Source organism: Caballeronia udeis (assembly GCF_044909315.1).
Classification (GTDB): domain Bacteria; phylum Pseudomonadota; class Gammaproteobacteria; order Burkholderiales; family Burkholderiaceae; genus Caballeronia; species Caballeronia udeis_A.
The window spans coordinates 242,597-261,417 of the sequence record NZ_JBIYEB010000006.1; the positions used below are offsets into that span (position 1 = coordinate 242,597).

Sequence of the window (18,821 nt, forward strand, 5' to 3'; positions counted from 1 at the left end):
GTGGACAACCCATGACCCATCGCCTTCCAGATTTCGATACTGCCAACGCTACCGACGAGCAAAAGGCCGTTCTTCAAAATATCCTGAGCGGCCCGCGCGGCAACTTGAACGGTCCGTTCCTGGGATGGATTCATAGCCCGGAATTGGCTGATCATGCTCAACGGCTGGGCGCGTTTTGTCGATACAAGACGGGTTTGTCACTGCGCTTGTCGGAACTGGCTATTCTCGTCACGGCCTCGCGTTGGCAATCCCAAGGGGAGTGGTTCATCCACTATCCCATCGCGTTGGATGCAGGCGTTCCGAAGGCGGTTGCCGACGCCGTTCAACGAGGCGAGCGTCCCACATTCGACAGCGCCGACGACGCGCTTATCTATGAATTCGCCACCGAGCTATACGAAACCAGGCGAGTCTCCGACAAGACGTTCGACGCAGCGGTCAAAGGCTTCGGGCACGTGGTTGTCATCAATCTGGTCGGATTGCTCGGTTACTACGCGTTGGTCGCCATGACCCTGAACACGTTCGGCATGCGCGCCGAAGGGCAGACCACACTGCCGTTCCCGGAATAACGCGCGGCAAATAAAAAAGCCACCTTGCTGAAAGAAGGTGGCTTTTTAACGCGGTGCGAGTATTCACTCGAAAGCGGTGTCGTTTGGATTGGCATACAGCTTTTGAAGGGATTCGCTCATCGGGAAATCAAAGCTGATGTTCTTCGGCGGCACCGGCTTCATGAACCATTTCGCGTACATGGTCTTGATCTCCGGTCCCTTCATGATTTCGCTCATGGTGTCATCCACCAGCTTCTTGAACTCCGGATCGTCTTTTCTCAGCATGAAGCCATAGGCTTCTGAAGACTGCGGCGTGCCGACCAGCACATAGTCGGAGGGATTGGCGGTCAGCGAGCGCGTTCCAGCCAGAAGCACGTCGTCCATCATGTATGCAACTGCGCGGCCCGTTTCCAGCGTCAGACGGCCTTCGCCATAGTCCTTCGCGCTGATGATCTGCATGTTCATCTTTTTCTCCTCGTTCATCTTGCGGAGAATTCGCTCGGACGTGGTTCCCTGGTTCGTGACAACGGTCTTGCCCGCAAGATCGGGGAAGTCCTTGATGCCCGAATCCTTGCGGGTCAGCAGGCGAGTCGTGGCCACAAAGAAGGTGTCGGAAAACGTGACCTGAGCCTGACGCGCTTTCAGGTTCGTCGTGACGCCGCATTCCAGATCGACCGTGCCGTTTTGCACCAACGCAATCCGGTTCTGCGACGTGACCGGGATAAACCGCACTTTGAGATCAGGCTTCTTGATCTTCGCCTTCACCGCGTCAATGACCTTGTTGCAGATATCCTGCGAGAAACCGATGACCTCATTGTTTGCATCGATATAGGAAAAGGGGACCGACGTCTCCCGATGCCCGATTGCAATCGTATTGGATACCTGGATCTTGGCCAGAGTCGTTTGAGCATCCTGCGCGAAGACGCCCGTGGACACAGCGGCCATCACGGCGGCGGCGAGCAATGTGGTCCGGTTCATGACATTCCTCAGTCTTTGCATTGGTTATCGATAGCGCTTCGCAGCACCGATAATCATATGTTGCCATAACAAAATAAATTACAACATATGTTAACTACCGAGGTTCAGCGTGTTGTCAGGAGATGACGCGGGCCGGCTTGCGGTCATCGCATTCGGACCCGGCGCTTATAAAGAAGGCAGCATCAACCGGCCGTGCGCATCCATGCCTTATGGTTCTTAATGGATTGATATGTATACATAGTAATAGTTAACAAGCATCGGCCGTTTCTGTGGATAAGCGGTCAATCCTGCTTCGGATCAACGCTCTAGCGAACAGGTAACTTGCGTACCAAGTGGGGAACCGGCGGTTGGCCGAAGGATAACTTCTAGGGCTTTACGCACAGCACCCGAGTTATCAAGGTTTCGCCCACAGGACTTCACTGGGTTATGCAGGAGTTATCCAGAGCTTTGCGTGCAAACATGCGCTCATTCATAAAGCTGCACGAGCAAAGACGGCGACGGGCAGCTATACACCGGGCTTCCTGCCGATTGCCGCGCTGGTCGCTGCAGGCGGGGTGCGCGCGATGCTGTTGCCGCGCCGTCCCGGATCGGCCACCATGCCGATAGTGACTACCGAACAACGAGGTGACGCATGAAGGACGAGGTGATTGCATTTCTGGGGACCGGCCTGATGGGCGAGCCGATGGCGCGTAACCTGCTGGCGGCCGGGTATGGCGTGCGAGCCTGGAATCGCTCGAAGCAGAAGGCTTCCGCGCTCGCCGAAAAAGGAGCGGTGGTCTGTGACACACCTGCAGACGCGGCACAAGGTGCGATTGTGTTGATCTGCATGTTGAGCGATGGTCCGACCTGCGACGCCGTTGTATTCCATGACAAGGCAGTCCTGGCCGCGCTTGCTCCCGGCGCGACGGTGATCGTGATGAGTTCGATCCCCGTTGAGACAGCCGTCGAACAATCGCGAATAAGCGCCGGGCGTCGTTTTCGTTATCTCGATGCGCCGGTGTCGGGAGGCCAGCAAGGCGCGATTGATGCCACGCTTGCGATCATGGCGGGCGGCGAGCCGGACACCTTCGAGGCAGCGCGCGAGCTGCTGAGTGCAATGGGCCGTCCGGTGCGCGTGGGTCCTGCTGGAACAGGACAGCAGGCCAAGCTGGCGAATCAGTTGATCGTGGCAAACACGATTGCTGCCGTGGCCGAAGCGTTATTGTTTGCGGAGCGTGGCGGCGCGGACCCGGCGAAGGTCATTGAAGCGCTTGCCGGTGGCTTTGCTGATTCGCCGATTTTGCGTAAGCACGGCCAACGCATGATCGATGAAATGTTCGCACCCGGTGGTGCCGCGAAGTATCAGTTGAAGGACACGCGTACCGCTTTGGCGCGGGCGCGGTCCCTCGGGTTGGAGTTGCCGGTGTCGCATGGTGTGGACGCGCTGTTTGCTTCCATGGTCGACCACGGCGACGGCGATCTCGACCATAGCGCGCTCATTCGCGAGATCCGGCGGGAAAACAACTTGCCGCCAAGCCGTAAAGACAATTGAGCGCAGGAGCACGCGTCACACTGTCTTTAGCATCCCGCCATCGACGAAATAGGTCGATCCCACGCTATAGCTCGCACGCTCCGAGCACAGGAAGACGATAAAGCTTGCCAGCTCGGCGGGCGTGGCGAAGCGGCGGATGGGCGCGTGTTGGTCGGCGACATGTTGCAGATGCGCTTCCCAGTCGCCGCCCGAATCGCGTGTCAGTTCCTTGGCCGTCTTGATCCAGTCGGGTGTCAGCACAAGCCCCGGATTGATCGTGTTGACGCGGATGTTGTCCTTGATCAGCTCGTTCGCCAGATTCTTCGACAGCATCATCAACGCGGCTTTCGTTACGTTATAGATGGGCTCGTAGCCGAGCGGCTGCGTCGCGCAGATCGACGCGTTATTCAAGATCGCGCCACCGCCGCGCGTTTTCATCAATGGGACGAGACCGCGCGCGAGGCGCACGGCGGCCATGACATGAAGGTCCCAATAGGACTGCCACTTCTCGTCGGGCGCGTCCATGATGGTTTCGTTGCTGCCGGTGCCGGCGTTGTTGAAGAGGATGTCGGCGCCACCGAAATTCGTGCTGGCAGCGGCGACGATCTTGTTGACGCCCGCGGCGGTAGCAACGTCGCAGGCAACCGGCACCGCCGACACGCCGAACTCCCGCGCGATACGCGCAGCAGCTTCCGTGAGCCGCTCTTCTTGTCGCGCCGCGAGCAGCAGGTTCGCGCCTTCTGCCGCGAACGCCTCCGCTACCGCGAGCCCGATGCCCACGCTCGCTCCCGTCAATACAACCACCTTGCCGCGCAGATTCAGATCCATTTTTATCGTCTCCTTTTTAGTTGCTCAAGCTTGAGTGTCCAGCGCGCTGCGAATCGCGGCGAGCCATAATCGGACCGCATGCGCGCCGGGATCGGCAAAGCCTAATGCACGATCACCCACGTAACTGGAACGTCCGAGCCGTGGGGTCATCGACGCCGTTTGCGTGGCGCCTGATGTCGCTGCATCGACGGCTGCTTTTAGCGCCTCGTCCGTATCGATACCGCCTGATTTCACGAGCGCGGTTTGCAGTGCGGCGGCAGCCGGATGCAGCGCATCGACCATGGTCCGGTCTCCGGGATGCGCGCCACCCAGTGCCGTCACGCCATCAACTGCCGCAGTGAATGCCGCCGACCAATCCTTCGTGCCAGACTCGCCAGACTGTTCAATCACCACGGCCGCACGTAACAGCATGACTGCGTAGAGCGGTCCTGATGTGCCCCCAACCACTCTTCTTATGGTGGCGGACATGGTCCGCAACACGGCTCCCGGCGTCTTCTCCGAGGGATAGGTATCGATTTCGCCAAGGATGCTGCGCGCCGCGCGCGACATGCTGATGCCGAGATCGCCGTCGCCCACGCGCTGATCCATCTCGGTCAGCACCGGTTCTGCTTCGAGAAGACATGCGCATACCGCTTCGATAACCCGTCGCAACGACGAGTCACGCGAGAGCCGCGCGCCGCTAGCCGTGACCGGTGCGACAGGTGCCGGCTTGACCGATGCCTGCGCAACGCGGCCGCTCAACGCGGGCCATGCCGTGGTCTGCGCGGCCGCGTCGAGCCACGCGAGCCGTTGATCGTCCACGCGTAATAACGTGAGGGAAATGCCTGCCATCTCGAGTGCGCTCAGGAATGTGCCGGACCACGCACGCTCTACATGAATCTTATGTTCGCGAAGGTAGCGCAGCGCCGATCCCGCGACAATGCTCAGCTCGCTCGACGGTGTGCCGCCCAGATTGTTTACAAGAAGCGCGACGCGGTCATCGGGCTTCAACGCAAGATCGTCGATGATCTTCGCGAGCAGGCGTCCGGTAATCTGTCCCGCCGGTTCGAGCGCCCCGCGTTCCACGCCTGGCTCGCCGTGAATGCCGAGACCCCATTCGATTTCATTGTCGGCGAGCTCGAAACCCGGCTTGCCTGCCGCCGGCACCGTGCACGGCGTAAGGGCCACGCCCATGGTGCCAAGCGATGCCGCCGTATCGCGTGCAATCTGCGCCACTTCGCGGAGCGACCGTCCTTCGGCGGCAGCCGCGCCCGCTATCTTGTGCACGAACACGGTTCCTGCAAGGCCGCGCCGGCCGGCGTGTTCGCCGTGTGCCGACAGGGCGACATCGTCGGCGACGATGATCATTTCCACCGCAATGCCCTCAGCCCGCGCGATCTCCGCGGCAAGGCCGAAATTGAAGCGGTCGCCCGTGTAGTTCTTGACGATCAGGAGCACGCCCGCGGGACCGGCCACGGCGCGAATGGCATCGAGGACGGCATCGGTCGAAGGCGACGTAAAGACCTCGCCGGCTACCGCCGCGCTGAGCATGCCGGGACCGACGTAGCCACCGTGAGCGGGCTCGTGCCCCGAGCCGCCGCCCGAGATCAGGGCCACTTCGCCGCGCGCTGCTGCCGCTTCGGCATCGGCGCGCACGATGATCGTGCTGCCCTGCAGCAACGACAAACCTGGGTTGAGTGCGGCGAGTCCGTCGAGCATGTCGGGCACAACCCCGGAGACGTCGTTGATGAGCTTTTTCATGTCAGCCATCCTCCTTGGAAACCGCCGGCTCTTCGGCGCGAGCCCTTCGCGGTTGGGAGACATGATAGATGGACTAACTGCATCGCGCTTTTGCGTTGTTCAATCGCGCTTGTTGGTCGCGCAGTCAGTCGAGGAACCCGCTCGCGCGCTGCTGAAGCATGGCCCTGAAGTCGTCGAGCCAGCCGATGGACAACCGCCAGCTTTGCCAATACAGATCGACGTCTATATGTGTACCCGGCACGAGTTCAACCAGTTCGCCGGATGCGAGCGCCGGCCCGATCATCTGCGTGGGACACATGCCCCACGCCATGCCGGACAGGCACGCGCGCAGATAACCCGCCACATGCGGAATCAGGTGCCTTGGCGGATCGAGATCCGCACGCGTGATCCGCCGCATGAAGCGCTTCTGCATCTGGTCTTTCGGACTGAAGTCGACGCGCGGCGCATGACGCAGCGCGTCACGCGTGACCCCTGCATTGAAGTGCCGGTCAAAGTACGCCGGTGAGCAAACGGGCAGGTAGCGCATGCGCCCCAGCTTGGTCGAGCGGCATCCCTGCACCGGCTCGGCCTGCGTGGTGACCGCCCCTTGCACGCTGCCGTCGCGGAGTTGTTGCGCCGTATATTCCTGATCTTCGATAACCAGGTCGAGCAGCATTTCCCGTTCGGCGCAGAAGCTTGAAATGGCGTCGATGAACCAGGTGCCTACGCTGTCGTCATTGACCGCCATGCGAAACGTCGGCCACTTTCCGGCGAGCATGCCCGGCAAGGTCGGCATCTGCCCGCCCAATTCTGTTTCGAGGCGCTGTACGCGTTCTAAATGACTGCAAAGCAGCGCGCCCGGAGGCGTGGCAATACACGGCTGACCACGCTTGACCAGCACGCTTCCGACCCTCTCCTCCAGCAGCTTCACCCGCTGGGACACGGCCGATGGCGTGACGTTCAGTTCCCGGGCGGCGCGATCGAACGAGCCGAGGCGTACCACCGCTCCAAGTGCGTCGAGCAAGGCATAGTCCAACATTAGTAAAATTTAACTCGCATTAGGAAAGTTAGCTTCTTTTAAGCATTGACGAAAGGCAGACTACGCCTGTTGGTAGCGCCCGTCCACCGGCCTCTTTTGCCGCACCTGACCTGGACTCGGGCTTCGGCTGCCGCACGTGCGCGCCTCGCTACCCGCTGCAAAGACAGCCACCTCTCCTGGAAAAGCCATGACCCCATCGCCGTTTCAACTCGAGCGTTATTTCGCTGTTCACGAATTCACCGCACGCTATCTGCTGTGCAGCTCCGACCCGGAGTCCATGTCGATTACGGACCTGCTTGCATTCGAGCCCGGTTCTATGGAAGGTCTTGGCCGCCTGCGCCTGGGCTACACCGAATATCCCGGTGCGCCTGAACTTCGGCAAGAAATTGCAACGTTGTACAAATCAATTGATATGGAAAACCTGATCGTCCATACGGGCGCTCAGGAAGCGATCTTCTCTTTCGTGCACTCGATGCTCAAGCCAGGCGATCACATGATCGTCCACATGCCGGGTTATCAGTCGCACTATTCGATCGCTGAAGCGGCGGGTGTTTCGGTGTCGCCGTGGCTTGCACGCGAGTCAGAGGATTGGGCCCTGGATCCCGACGAGCTGGAGACACTCGTCCGGGCGGAAACGAAAGCGTTGCTGATCTGCGCGCCGCACAATCCGACCGGTTATCTGCCAGAGCGCGAGCGGTTTGACGCTATTGTCGAATTCGCCCGGCGACACGGTCTATGGCTATTCAGCGACGAGGTTTATCGAGGGCTGGAGCATGATCCCGCCGCGCGTTTGCCCGCTGCGTGCGATGTCTATGAGAAAGCGATATCGCTTGGGGCTTTATCGAAGTCGCATGGTTTGGCGGGCCTGCGGGTTGGCTGGGTCGCAGCCCGGGATCGCAATGTGATCGCGGCCATGAGCACGTTCAAGGACTACCTGACCATCTGCAACAGCGCGCCCAGCGAGTATCTCGCGAGCGTTGCGCTGCGCCACACCGGCGCGTTGATTGAACGGAATACGTCGATCGTCAGGAATAACCTCGCCATCCTCGATACCTTCTTTGCACGTCATCGCGAGATTCTGGAGTGGCGCCGGCCGTCGGCGGGGACAGTCGCTTTCCCTCGGCTGAAGCGCGGAGATGCAGAGCGGTTCTGCGCCGAAGTCCTCGAGCACACCGGCGTGCTTCTGCTGCCCAGCACGTTGCTCGAGTACGGCAATGAGCATTTCCGGATCGGTTTTGGCCGCCGAAACATGCCCGAGGTCCTGCAGATATTCGACAACTATTTGCGCGAGCACGGCTCGAAGTAGGGCAACCGAAAGGATAAGTGCGGGGTTCAAAGAGCGATCGGCGGTGTTTTCGTCACGCTGGTCGGGTTGGATTTCTGGCTCTTTCCCGTGTTGAGAGCGGGGACGATTTGCGGCCGAGTTGAGCAGGGATGCTCGTGCCGGTTCGTCCCGGCACGGTACGCTTCGCGATACACCCGTACACTAAGGTGCAATATTGCTGAGACTCACGGAGTGCAAAAAGATGAAGTGGTTACTTGTTTTGTTGGCAACATCGGTTGGATGTAACGCATATGCCGCGAGCGCGGAATCAAAGCAGGCCTCCAATGCCTACTCGTCGCGATTCACTCGCGAGACGACCGAGGACATCAACATTCAGGTGGAAACGGATCACGAAACGGGCTGCCGGTACCTGATAGCCGAAAACCGGGGCATCACGCCGCTGCTGAAGAGCAACGGCACGCCCGACTGCAATGCGCCAAAGCGCGGGCAGTAATCGCGGCTGCGCGGCCTTGCGATAAGGGTCGTGCCCATCACCGCCTCCGAGCATGGGCGGAAAGCCGGCATGCATACGATCACAACGGCGTTCCCGCTCCCCTGAGCGCCCGCTATCCATCTCGATGCCCTGGCCGTCAGGCGGTCGCCCGATAGCGGCGCACAGCGCCATTTCATGCCGTTACAGAGGGATCGATGCCGAATTTGCTTGCAGTGCTTCATTCCATGGCGAAAAACCGGCCACAGCGCACGGTCCTAGTCAGCCCGAGCGCGCCAGCCCCGATACGCACGTTGAAATGCGATATATCACCGCGATCTCACGGCAACGGCATGACGATGAGCCGCGAACGAACCGATACACCGATACCCACACTGCATTTGCCTGCCACGCCCCACCATGAAGGGGTTCTACCGCCGGCTGTTTGTGCAAACCGCAACACACGCATGCTTTTTGCCAGCAAAGTCGTTCCGTGTCCGAAATTGGCCCGTTCGCGACGGTGCCCCCAAAACAGGCAGCAGGCTGTAAACGCCGATATCCGCCCATTTTTTCATTGATTGATGCGTCCGGAAGCCTCAATGATCGCGAAAAATAGACTTTTTCCTTTGTCTTATCAAATGTTTTATTTATTATCTGATCTTCCGGATGGTGAGCGTCAGGCGTCTCAGCACTCCGCATGCGATGGTTTTTGGAGCTTTGTTTTTGAAACATCGGGCAGAATCCAATTGCCGACTGTCATTTTCGCGTGGTAAAAGGAGGCAGCAACGCTTGGCCGATAGACGGCTGGTGGCGCTACCAAACGGAATTACGTCTCTTCTAGGAAAATCAGCAAATGGCAACAGGTATTGTGAAGTGGTTTAATGATGCGAAGGGTTTTGGCTTCATCACGCCGGACGGCGGTGGCGATGACCTCTTCGCGCATTTCTCTGAGATCCGCTCGGAAGGCTTCAAGACACTGCAGGAAAATCAGAAAGTGAGCTACGAAGCGAAGCAAGGCCCGAAGGGCCTGCAAGCGTCGAACATCCAGCCGCTGTAATTCGTTACAGCACGGCTTGATTGCGTGAACCGAATGGCCCGCTTAGGCGGGCCATTCGTTTTTTTGGGGGGCGGCAGAGCCAAGCGCCGGCGCGAGCCGGCCACACAGCAGCTTCGCTGCAGGCCTCGCGTCAACCTGTCTCTTCAGCCGGCGCGTCAAGGTGCATCGATAGCCATGGGCGCCGGCGCGACCGCCGCGACCTTCTCGGGAAAGAGCCGCGGATATAACGCGCCGGCAATACAGGCGCCAATGATCGGCGCGACCCAGAAAAGCCAGAGTTGTCCCAACGCAGCGCCGCCGGCGAACAGCGCCGGTCCGGTGGAGCGTGCGGGATTGACCGACGTATTCGTCACCGGGATGGATATCAGGTGAATCAGCGTCAGGCAAAGCCCGATGGCGAGCGGCGCGAAACCAGAGATCGCGCGTCCGTCGGTCGAACCGAGAATGACCATCAGGAAGAAGAACGTCATCACGATTTCGCAGATCAGCGCGGCGCTTAACGAATAACCGCCAGGTGAACGGGCACCGTATCCATTCGATGCAAATCCACTCGCGGCCGCGTCGAATCCGGGTACGCCGGACGCGATCAGGTACAGCACGAAAGCGCCAATGATCGCGCCTATTACTTGCGCAACAATATAGGGTCCCAGGTCCCGGACAGGAAAGCGGCCCGCAACGGTGAGGCCCACGCTGACCGCCGGATTCAAGTGGCAACCCGATATATGCCCGAGCGCGTAAGCCATGGTCAGGACGGTTAATCCGAACGCGAATGCCACGCCTGCAAATCCAATGCCGGTACCGGGAAATTTAGCTGCGAGAACTGCGCTGCCACAACCGCCAAGAACTAGCCAAAACGTGCCAAACATTTCCGCAGCAAGACGTTGTTGTAATCGCATGATGTGCCATCCAAGATTGGTAACGGGTTCAATACGAAGTGGCCAGACGGCGCTAACCGACATTGCGCTAAATGAAGTGCTTCACTTTTTTATAGCCGATCCTGTTTGAGTTTCAACGTTGGGGTCGTGTGTCTGACCAGCCTTGGGCGACAAGGCTCGCCTACTCGCTTAACCTGCATACGCTACGGTGGACGTGGACGGCTTGTCCTTGAAAATCCATGGTGCAGCGCATCTATAGCATCGCTTTGTTGCATGACAAAAACGCGTCTGGAGTAAGTGATTCGGACACGAATCCAGTGTAGGTCAAACATTTTAAAAATCGATGTCATCCGCATGCAACAAGTTAGTGACCAGGCAATTCAAATCCGCGACTCAAGTTGCCGAATAAGCGTCCGTATCAGCAGTATGTGTTTGGGAAATTTTCGTCAGAATATCTGTCACGGCAGGGTCGAACCTGCATAAGGCTTCCTTAAGGTACAGGCTGAAGTCGCCGGTTCCAGGCAATCAAACATGAAAGTCCGCAGCCATATCTTCGTCTGTCCGGGCAACTATCCGGCCGGTCCCGACGGCCTGCGTAAATAGGTCGAAATCGCGTTCAACCTGATCCGCGTAGTCCTTCGAATAGGCGACCGGCGCTTCGGCGAACTGAGTGCCCTGACCCAGATACGCGCTGATCTCAATGGCCTTGCCGCTGGCTTTTGCATGGGCGCGCGCCAGTATCCAGCCGCACAGCCGGGCATAACCCTCCAGCACGTCGATATCGAATAACTCAATGTTCGCCGACAGCTTCATGTCCCGCAGTTGCCGGAAATAGAAATGGCGTCCCGATGGTCCGATCGCCCAGCCAAGAAAGATGTCGCTGGCTGCCTGCATCACCCGCTGGCCGCGTACGACGCGTTCGCCCGCATGGTCCAGCCGTTCGGCATCGAAGTACTGCTCGATCACCGATGGCCGTGCCTCCTTGATCTGAAGGAACATGGGTTTCCCCAGTTCGTCGGTCATCAACAGAACCAGGCAGCGAGTCCCGACGCTGCCCACGCCCACCACCTTGAAGGCCAGATCCTGTGCCGTGAAATGCTTGAGCAGTGCGCGCCGGTCGTGGCTAAGCGTTTTCACATACTGCGGAAACATGCCCTTGATCAACGCTTGCCAGTTTCCGAGCTTGATTCATTCATCGCCGGGTTCGAACAGCGCGTTGGCACCGTGCACGTGAAACATGCCCGGCGGCATGTCTCGCAGGGTCCAGCTCCCGGTCTCGCCACTAAATTCGGCCACCTTCTCAAGCATGCTGTCGTGCGTGCGGCTAGCGGCCTTTTCCATTCCCTTGCGCAACGTGCGCCGGCGCTCCGGCGTCACGGCGGTCTCGAGCATCCGGTCGAACGTAATGCGCTCATACCAGAGCTCCAGCGCACTGTATCGCGCGTATTCCTGCATTCAGGTCCGGTATTGCGTCACTAGGGATTCAATCAGGCTCTCGCCCGTCAGCCGGCTCAAGCGCATGTGCCGCGCGGCCACCATGAAGCTCGCGGCCAGCCGCTTGATGTCCCATTCCCAAGGGTGCGAAAGTCCATTTGCATGCACTTCGTGCGCGTCATCAGGAGCGCGACCGGGAGTGCGCATGAGAGGATGTCTTCCCGTCGGGCAGGCTCTCGTACGCCAGCCCGGTGGCCACTCGCACGCGATTGTTATCCAGTCCCTCGAAACAGAGACATTGGACTCACGCGAAATCGCGCGATCAAGGTGGGCGTCTTTTGGGGCAAGGCTAACCGCCCGCACCCGGAAACCACCAATAGTACGGACTATTCTCATCGTCACGCATGACCTGGCGGACATCCGGCTGCCACGCGTCGTTGGGCAAGGCGGCTAAGCGTGCCCGTAAACAACGCAATGCGCAGTCGCCGCTGCCTCCGCTCAATCGCTATTAAAGGCTTAGCCCGCTCGGCGCCCTAACGGTAAGAATCATCCATTAACTTAGGCTTTATCTGAAATTAAGCGCTGAGCTATACTTCCGGTCGTGAAAATCCTGCGTACCTTGTTCGTCCTGTGGCTGTGCGCGGTGCTGCCCTTAACCGGGCTGGCAGCTAGCGGCTCGGCCGGGCAATGTCCGAGGCAATCCGTGAGCCATGACTCGGGTAGCACGATCTCCGCGGCCATGCCGGATTGCGAGTCAATGGCAATGGCTGCGGGTCAGAACAGCAAGTCAAAAGACTCGCCCTGCAAGATGACCGTGCAGTGCCAGATCGGCTGCATGAGCATTCCGGTGTCGGCTCCCGCCATTGCCAGGAGTGCCGGCGCTTATCGGCCGATGTTCTTTCACTATACCCAGTCGCTGTTTGTCCGCGAGCCCGACGGCTTGTGGAAACCTCCTCGCGCGCTCTAAACCCTTCGTCACCAGTTCGCCGCTTTAGCGGCGAGGTCGTCCTGCATCCAGGACGTGATTCCCTATGGGATTCGACCGTTTGGGGTTGAGAAATGCATTCATCCATTACCGCGCCGGTATTCCGGCGTGGCTGCGCGCGTGCGCCCGCGCTAGCCTTATTTCTATTCCTGTTTGGCGGCGGCGCAGCGGTTAAAGCGCAGGAAAGCGCCTTGACGCTAGACGCCGCGCTGCAATCCGCGACCGATCAATCCGCCTCCATGCAGGCGGCGCAATCATCCGTTCGGGCAAGTTCACAGGGCGTCGTTCGAGCTGGGCAGTTACCCGATCCAACGCTCAAGGCGGGCGTGGACAACCTGCCCATCAATGGTTCGCAGGGGTTCACCATTGGCCAGGATTTCATGACGATGCGGCGCATCGGCATCGAACAGGAATGGGTGTCGCCGCAAAAGCGGCGTCTGCGCACTGAGCTGGCTAATCAGGAAGTCGATCGCGAACGCGCAGGTTATCTCGCTCAGCTGGTCAACGTGCGCGAGCAGACCGCAACTGCGTGGCTCACCGCTGCGTACGCCAAGAAAGCGCTCTCGCTGCAGCAGGAGCTGGCCGACCATATGGCGCACGAGTTGTCGGCGACGCAGGCGTCTTATCGCGGCGCTAAAGCAAGTGCCGCCGATGTGACCCAGGCGCAGCTCATGCTCGCGCAGACGCGGGATCAGTTGCTCAAGGCGCAGCAAACGCTTCAGACGGCGCTCATCGGCTTGTCGCGATGGACGGCAGCACCTGTTGCCGATATCTCCGGCGAGCCGCCTGCACCGCAGTCGGTGGTTGCCGCGCTGCCGCCCGAAGAGCTGAGGCATGTCGAGCCTGCGCTGATCAATGCGTCGGCGGAGATAGCGGTTGCCGACGCCGACACCGCGGTCGCGCAAAGCAACCGCAGCCCGAACTGGACTTGGGAGCTCGCTTACCAGCAACGGGGTGGTCAGTACTCGAACATGGTGTCGGTCGGCGTCAGCATTCCCATCCCGTTGAACAGAAGGGACCGGCAAGACCACGATACCGCCGGGAAAGCCGAGCTGGGTACGAAAGCGCGCTTGATGTACGAAGACGCGCAGCGTCAAGTCGATGCCGATATCCGCAACCTCTCCGCCACGCTGGCCAGCGGACGCGAACGCATCGCCAACCTGAACGCGTCCCTGCTGCCCGCGGCAGACCAGCGCTTGCAGCTATCGACAGCGGCTTATAAAGCCGGCACCGGATCTCTGGCCGATACCTTCGCCGCCCGGCGCGCCGTGCTCGACGCGCGCTTGCAAGTGCTCGATCTCCAACGCGACGTGTCGCTCACCTGGGCTCAGCTCGAGTACCAGGTCGTACCGCCTTCCATGACCTACTGACAGTGAGAACACGATGAACAGGAAACCTATGACGCTCGCTGTCATTGCGGCGGTGGCGTTGCTCGCCTTGGGATATGTGGCCGGAACCTGGCATGCCAAACCAACCACAACCGCGACGACCGCCTCGTCAGGCGGTGAAAAAGGACCCGGCCGCAAAGTGCTCTATTGGCACGATCCCATGATGCCGAATCAGCACTTCGATAAACCCGGCAAGTCGCCCTTCATGGACATGCAACTGGTGCCCGTATTCGCGGACGAAGGCGCGTCTGGTGGCGTGAAGATCGATCCGGGTCTTCAGCAAAACCTCGGCATCCGATACGCGACAGCCCGCCGCGTTGATGTTGCGGCCAGCTTCGAGGCCATCGGTACAACGCAGTTCGATGAGTCGCTAGCCGACGTGGTCCAGTCGCGCGTGACGGGTTATATCGACCGCTTGTATGCGAATGCGCCGATGCAGCGGGTGTCCAAAGGCGTGCCGATCGCGTCGTTGTTTGTGCCGGACTGGCTGGCGCCTCAAGAGGAATACCTGGCGCTCAAACGCAGCAGCATGGACAACACCATGCTCGCTGCCTCGCGCGAACGCATGCGGGCGTTGTCGATACCGGATGCGGTCGTGGCCAACCTCGATCGCACCGGCCGCGCGCAGACGCATGTCACGTTATTGGCGCCGGCGAGCGGCGTGGTCACCGAGCTGAATGTCCGCGATGGCGCGATGGTTGCGCCCGGCCAGACGCTCGCCAAGATCGCGGGCCTTAGCACGTTATGGCTTGTCATCGACGTGCCTGAAGCGCTGGCGTTGCAAGTGAAGACAGGCATGAGCGTGGATGCCGTGTTTGCGGGAGATGCCACGCAGCACTTCACCGGACGCATTCGTGAAGTCCTGCCGGGGATCAGTTCCGGCAGCCGCACCTTGCAAGCGCGGCTTGTCATCGACAACAAGGATCTGTTGCTCACGCCGGGCATGCTCATGCGTGCGCGCATTGGCGGGGCGACCACGGTGTCGCGGCTGGTCGTACCGTCCGAGGCGGTGATCACGACCGGCAAACGCTCGATCGTGATCGTGAAGCAAGCCGATGGCCGGCTTCAACCCGTCACCGTGACGACCGGCAACGACTCGGGCAGCAATACCGAAGTGCTGAGCGGTTTGAGCGAAGGGGAGCAGGTGGTCGCATCGGGTCAGTTCCTGATCGACTCTGAAGCGAGCCTCAAGTCTGTGCTTCCACGACTTCAGGCAGGAGCGGCCAGCGATGCGGTTGCCACTGTCGCACCTCCAACCTACGAGACCACGGGAAAGGTGGAAGCCGTCACAAGTCACGACATCACCCTTTCGCATCAGCCTGTGGCGGCGTTGGGCTGGGGCGCGATGACAATGGCGTTCGGCAAGCCTTCCGCCACCGCGTTCCCCGGGGTAAAGACCGGCGAGACGGTGCACTTCGCGTTCAAGCAATCCGACGATGGTTATGAACTGACGAAGGTCGAGCCAATGGGAGCGGTCAAATGATCGCGCGACTCATTCGCTGGTCCATCCAGAACCGTTTCCTGGTCCTGCTTGCAACTGTCCTGATCACAGGCTGGGGTGCTTATTCGCTGACTCAGACACCGCTCGATGCGCTTCCCGATCTGTCGGATACGCAGGTCATCATCAAGGCATCGTATCCGGGTAAAGCACCGCAGGTCGTTGAAGATCAGGTGACGTATCCGCTGACTACGACGCTTCTCGGGGTGCCGGGCGCGAAGACCATCCGGGCCTATTCGTCGTTCGGCGATGCATTTGTCTACGTCCTCTTCGATGACAAGACCGATCAATACTGGGCACGTTCACGCGTACTCGAATACCTGAACCAGGTGCAGAGCAGGCTCCCTCAGGGCGCGAGCGTCTCGCTCGGCCCCGATGCAACCGGCGTTGGCTGGGTCTACGAATATGCGCTGGTCGATCGCACCGGCAAGCACGACCTTGGTCAGCTTCGTGCGTTGAACGACTGGTTTCTTAAGTTCGAGCTGAAGGCCGTTCCCGATGTGTCGGAGGTCGCGTCTATCGGCGGAATGGTGCGGCAGTATCAGGTCGTGCTTGACCCGGACAAGCTGCGCGCCTACGGCATCACGCAAGCCACGGTGACGGATGCGCTCAAGAAGGCGAACCAGGAATCGGGCGGTTCTGTTGTCGAGCTGGCGGAGTCCGACTACATGGTGCGCTCGTCGGGTTATCTGCATTCACTCGACGACTTTCGCAGCGTTGTCTTGCGCACGAACGACGCAGGAACGCCCGTGTTGCTGGGCGACGTTGCACATATCCAGATCGGACCCGAGATGCGGCGTGGTATTGCCGAGCTGAACGGCGAAGGTGAGGTCGCCGGCGGCGTGATCGTGATGCGCTCCGGCAAGAATGCGCTCACCACCATCGAAGCCGTGAAAGCGAAACTCGATGCGCTGAAGAAGTCGTTGCCGCCCGGCGTTGAGATCGTCACGACCTACGACAGATCGAAGCTGATCGAACGCGCCGTCGACAATCTGCGCGACAAGCTGATCGAGGAGTTTGTCATCGTCGGCCTGGTCTGCGCGCTGTTTTTGTTCCATCTGCGAAGCGCTTTTGTCGCGATCCTGTCATTGCCGCTGGGCGTGCTGGCAGCATTTATCGTGATGCGCTATCAGGGCGTGAACGCGAACCTGATGTCGCTTGGCGGCATTGCGATCGCGATCGGCGCGATGATCGATGCCGCTATCGTGATGATCGAAAACGCGCATAAGCATCTGGAGGCTTTTGACCACGCGCATCCGGATCAACCCATCACGGCATCCCAGCGATGGCAGCTCATAGCGACATCGGCGGCAGAGGTCGGGCCGGCGCTGTTCTTCTCGCTGCTTATCATCACGATGTCGTTCATCCCCGTGTTCTCGCTCGAGGGACAAGAGGGGAAATTGTTCTCGCCGCTGGCGTTCACCAAGACCTACACGATCGCGGCCGCCGCATTGCTGTCGGTCACGTTGGTGCCGGTGCTGATGGGCTATTTCATCAGGGGCCGTATTCCGCACGAGAACGCGAACCCGATCAACCGCGTGCTGATCAGGCTCTACCGGCCATTGCTTGAGGCGACGTTGCGCCGGCCGTGGGCGGCGATCGGCATGGCAATCATTGCGCTCGTGCTTACGCTGGTTCCGTTGTCGCGGCTGGGCGGCGAATTCCTGCCGCCGCTCGACGAAGGCGATCTTCTCTACATGCCCACTGCGCTGCCGGGTATCTCGGCGGAAAAGGCGTCCGAGTTATTGCAGCAGACCGACCGGCTCATCAAGACGGTACCTGAAGTCGCGACTGTATTCGGCAAATCCGGGAGAGCGGATACCGCGACCGACCCCGCGCCGCTGGAGATGTTCGAGACCACTATCCAGTTCAAGCCGCGCAGTCAGTGGCGGCCCGGCATGACGCCGGAAAAACTGGTCGACGAGCTGGACCGGACCGTGAAAGTGCCTGGCTTGTCGAACGTATGGGTACCGCCGATACGCAACCGGCTGGACATGTTGTCGACAGGGATCAAGACACCGGTTGGCGTGAAGATATCGGGCGCGGACCTGAGCGTGATCGACTCCATGGCAACGCAAGTGGAAGCCGTGGTCAAGACGGTGCCCGGCGTCTCCTCCGCGCTTGCCGAGCGCCTGAATGGCGGTCGTTATATCGATGTCGATATCGACCGACTGAAGGCCGCGAGGTACGGACTCGCCGTTGCGGATATCCAGTCGGTTGTTTCATCGGCGGTGGGCGGAGAGAACGTGGGCGAGGTCATCGATGGGCGTCAGCGCTTTCCCATCAATGTCCGATACCCGCGCGACGTTCGCGACTCCCTCGAGAACCTAAGGCGCCTGCCTGTTGTTACGGAGCGGGGCGCACAGATCATGCTCGACGATGTCGCCGCCCTGAGTATTGCCGATGGACCTCCGATGATCCGCAGCGAGAACGCACGGCTTGCGGGCTACGTATATGTCGATATCCGCGACACGGACCTGCAGTCGGCAGTAATGGCAATGCAGCGGGCCGTCGCGGAGAAAGTGGTTCTGCCGCCGGGTTATTCCATCGCATGGTCGGGTCAGTTCGAGTACCTGGAACGCGCATCGGCGAAGCTCCATACCGTGATCCCCGTCACGCTCGTCATCATCTTCGTCTTGCTGTTCCTGACCTTCAATTCAGCCGCCGATGCATTGCTGCTGATGTCGACGGTTCCGTTCGCACTGGTCGGCGGGTTCTGGCTGATATGGGCGTTGGGTCACGCTGTATCGGTGGCGACCGCGGTCGGTTTTATCGCGCTAGCCGGCGTGGCGGCAGAGTTCGGCGTGGTGATGCTGCTGTATTTGAAACGTGCGCTTGAACATCGGCTCGACGCCGGCACCGTGCTGACCGAGGCACTTCTTTTCGACGCGATCCGCGAAGGCGCCGTGCTGCGCGTTCGGCCGAAAGCGATGACTGTCGCCGTGGTGCTCGCGGGTCTCATCCCGATCATGCTGGGCCACGGCGCCGGCTCGGAAGTGATGCAGCGCATCGCGGCTCCGATGGTCGGCGGCATGGTCACCGCACCGCTGCTGTCCATGTTCGTTATTCCCGCCGCGTGGTTGTTGCTCAAGCGCCGCCAAGTGCGGCGCGCAGCGCAAGCACGTAGCGAATTCGATGGTCCTCCCGGCACGCATGTGCCGTCTACTCACTCTGGAGAAATGAAATGAATAAACTGACTTCTATCGCGTTG

14 protein-coding genes and 1 pseudogene are annotated in these 18,821 nt (G+C 60.1%); 9 read left to right on the forward strand and 6 right to left on the reverse strand.

The annotated features are described in order from the left end of the window. The first annotated feature begins 11 nt into the window (after positions 1-11). Entirely contained in the window at positions 12-566 is a 555-nt protein-coding gene (locus tag ABH944_RS12820) for a carboxymuconolactone decarboxylase family protein (protein WP_404606313.1), read from the forward strand. Between the two features lie 63 nt (positions 567-629). On the opposite strand, the gene ABH944_RS12825 is transcribed toward ABH944_RS12820, so the two are convergent. Next, the gene (locus ABH944_RS12825; RefSeq protein ID WP_404606314.1) at positions 630-1,523 is read right to left on the reverse strand and encodes a glutamate/aspartate ABC transporter substrate-binding protein; all 894 of its coding nucleotides are present in this window, start codon (positions 1,521-1,523) and stop codon (positions 630-632) included. Between the two features lie 631 nt (positions 1,524-2,154). On the opposite strand from ABH944_RS12825, the gene ABH944_RS12830 reads away from it, so the two are divergent. Continuing rightward, positions 2,155-3,054 carry an NAD(P)-dependent oxidoreductase gene (locus tag ABH944_RS12830; protein ID WP_404606315.1) on the forward strand — a complete coding sequence of 300 codons (900 nt, stop codon included), beginning with the start codon at positions 2,155-2,157 and terminating at the stop codon, positions 3,052-3,054. Positions 3,055-3,069: 15 nt separating this feature from the next. On the opposite strand, the gene ABH944_RS12835 is transcribed toward ABH944_RS12830, so the two are convergent. From ABH944_RS12835 to ABH944_RS12845, 3 genes are all read right to left on the reverse strand, one after another. After that, positions 3,070-3,861, reverse strand: a complete 792-nt coding sequence (locus tag ABH944_RS12835) for an SDR family NAD(P)-dependent oxidoreductase (protein ID WP_404606316.1) — start codon at positions 3,859-3,861, stop codon at positions 3,070-3,072. 24 nt (positions 3,862-3,885) lie between these two features. Then, on the reverse strand, positions 3,886-5,601 hold the full coding sequence (gene dhaK, locus ABH944_RS12840; RefSeq protein WP_404606317.1) for a dihydroxyacetone kinase subunit DhaK: 1,716 nt from the start codon (positions 5,599-5,601) through the stop codon (positions 3,886-3,888). 124 nt (positions 5,602-5,725) lie between these two features. Further along, positions 5,726-6,619, reverse strand: a complete 894-nt coding sequence (locus ABH944_RS12845; RefSeq protein WP_404606318.1) for a LysR family transcriptional regulator ArgP — start codon at positions 6,617-6,619, stop codon at positions 5,726-5,728. 187 nt (positions 6,620-6,806) lie between these two features. On the opposite strand from ABH944_RS12845, the gene ABH944_RS12850 reads away from it, so the two are divergent. The 3 genes from ABH944_RS12850 to ABH944_RS12860 all read left to right on the forward strand — a co-directional run bounded on the left by ABH944_RS12850 (position 6,807) and on the right by ABH944_RS12860 (position 9,430). Further along, positions 6,807-7,925, forward strand: a complete 1,119-nt coding sequence (locus tag ABH944_RS12850; protein ID WP_404606319.1) for an aminotransferase class I/II-fold pyridoxal phosphate-dependent enzyme — start codon at positions 6,807-6,809, stop codon at positions 7,923-7,925. A gap of 220 nt (positions 7,926-8,145) precedes the next feature. Then, entirely contained in the window at positions 8,146-8,397 is a 252-nt protein-coding gene (locus ABH944_RS12855; protein ID WP_404606320.1) for a DUF6440 family protein, read from the forward strand. An 829-nt stretch (positions 8,398-9,226) separates the two neighbouring features. Beyond that, positions 9,227-9,430 carry a cold-shock protein gene (locus ABH944_RS12860; RefSeq protein WP_031362205.1) on the forward strand — a complete coding sequence of 68 codons (204 nt, stop codon included), beginning with the start codon at positions 9,227-9,229 and terminating at the stop codon, positions 9,428-9,430. A 155-nt stretch (positions 9,431-9,585) separates the two neighbouring features. Here the strand turns inward: ABH944_RS12860 and aqpZ are convergent, their stop codons facing one another. Both aqpZ and ABH944_RS12870 read right to left on the reverse strand, forming a co-directional pair. Further along, complete coding sequence (aqpZ, locus tag ABH944_RS12865; protein WP_404606323.1) at positions 9,586-10,326, reverse strand: aquaporin Z; 741 nt, start codon at positions 10,324-10,326, stop codon at positions 9,586-9,588. Between the two features lie 504 nt (positions 10,327-10,830). Continuing rightward, positions 10,831-11,883, reverse strand: a pseudogene (locus tag ABH944_RS12870) (DUF2252 domain-containing protein); the annotation flags it as partial. A 559-nt stretch (positions 11,884-12,442) separates the two neighbouring features. Here ABH944_RS12870 and ABH944_RS12875 point away from each other — a divergent pair. From ABH944_RS12875 to ABH944_RS12890, 4 genes are all read left to right on the forward strand, one after another. Then, positions 12,443-12,706, forward strand: coding sequence for a hypothetical protein (locus ABH944_RS12875; protein WP_404606325.1), 264 nt, complete (start codon positions 12,443-12,445; stop codon positions 12,704-12,706). 92 nt (positions 12,707-12,798) lie between these two features. Then, positions 12,799-14,094, forward strand: coding sequence for a TolC family protein (locus ABH944_RS12880; RefSeq protein ID WP_404606326.1), 1,296 nt, complete (start codon positions 12,799-12,801; stop codon positions 14,092-14,094). 13 nt (positions 14,095-14,107) lie between these two features. Then, positions 14,108-15,595 (forward strand): efflux RND transporter periplasmic adaptor subunit, encoded by a 1,488-nt coding sequence (locus tag ABH944_RS12885; protein WP_404606327.1) that lies wholly within the window; start codon positions 14,108-14,110, stop codon positions 15,593-15,595. Then, positions 15,592-18,798: an efflux RND transporter permease subunit gene (locus tag ABH944_RS12890; protein ID WP_404606329.1), complete on the forward strand. Its 3,207-nt coding sequence runs from the start codon at positions 15,592-15,594 to the stop codon at positions 18,796-18,798. Before ABH944_RS12885 ends, ABH944_RS12890 begins: the two co-directional genes overlap by 4 nt. Positions 18,799-18,821 lie beyond the last annotated feature (23 nt).

What these genes read in the sequence shown, in the direction of transcription:
- ABH944_RS12820 (WP_404606313.1), top strand. Translation starts at nt 12, where the DNA reads ATGACCCATCGCCTTCCAGATTTCGATACTGCCAACGCTACCGACGAG.
- ABH944_RS12825 (WP_404606314.1), bottom strand. Translation starts at nt 1,523, where the DNA reads ATGAACCGGACCACATTGCTCGCCGCCGCCGTGATGGCCGCTGTGTCC.
- ABH944_RS12830 (WP_404606315.1), top strand. Translation starts at nt 2,155, where the DNA reads ATGAAGGACGAGGTGATTGCATTTCTGGGGACCGGCCTGATGGGCGAG.
- ABH944_RS12835 (WP_404606316.1), bottom strand. Translation starts at nt 3,861, where the DNA reads ATGGATCTGAATCTGCGCGGCAAGGTGGTTGTATTGACGGGAGCGAGC.
- dhaK (WP_404606317.1), bottom strand. Translation starts at nt 5,601, where the DNA reads ATGAAAAAGCTCATCAACGACGTCTCCGGGGTTGTGCCCGACATGCTC.
- ABH944_RS12845 (WP_404606318.1), bottom strand. Translation starts at nt 6,619, where the DNA reads ATGTTGGACTATGCCTTGCTCGACGCACTTGGAGCGGTGGTACGCCTC.
- ABH944_RS12850 (WP_404606319.1), top strand. Translation starts at nt 6,807, where the DNA reads ATGACCCCATCGCCGTTTCAACTCGAGCGTTATTTCGCTGTTCACGAA.
- ABH944_RS12855 (WP_404606320.1), top strand. Translation starts at nt 8,146, where the DNA reads ATGAAGTGGTTACTTGTTTTGTTGGCAACATCGGTTGGATGTAACGCA.
- ABH944_RS12860 (WP_031362205.1), top strand. Translation starts at nt 9,227, where the DNA reads ATGGCAACAGGTATTGTGAAGTGGTTTAATGATGCGAAGGGTTTTGGC.
- aqpZ (WP_404606323.1), bottom strand. Translation starts at nt 10,326, where the DNA reads ATGCGATTACAACAACGTCTTGCTGCGGAAATGTTTGGCACGTTTTGG.
- ABH944_RS12880 (WP_404606326.1), top strand. Translation starts at nt 12,799, where the DNA reads ATGCATTCATCCATTACCGCGCCGGTATTCCGGCGTGGCTGCGCGCGT.
- ABH944_RS12885 (WP_404606327.1), top strand. Translation starts at nt 14,108, where the DNA reads ATGAACAGGAAACCTATGACGCTCGCTGTCATTGCGGCGGTGGCGTTG.
- ABH944_RS12890 (WP_404606329.1), top strand. Translation starts at nt 15,592, where the DNA reads ATGATCGCGCGACTCATTCGCTGGTCCATCCAGAACCGTTTCCTGGTC.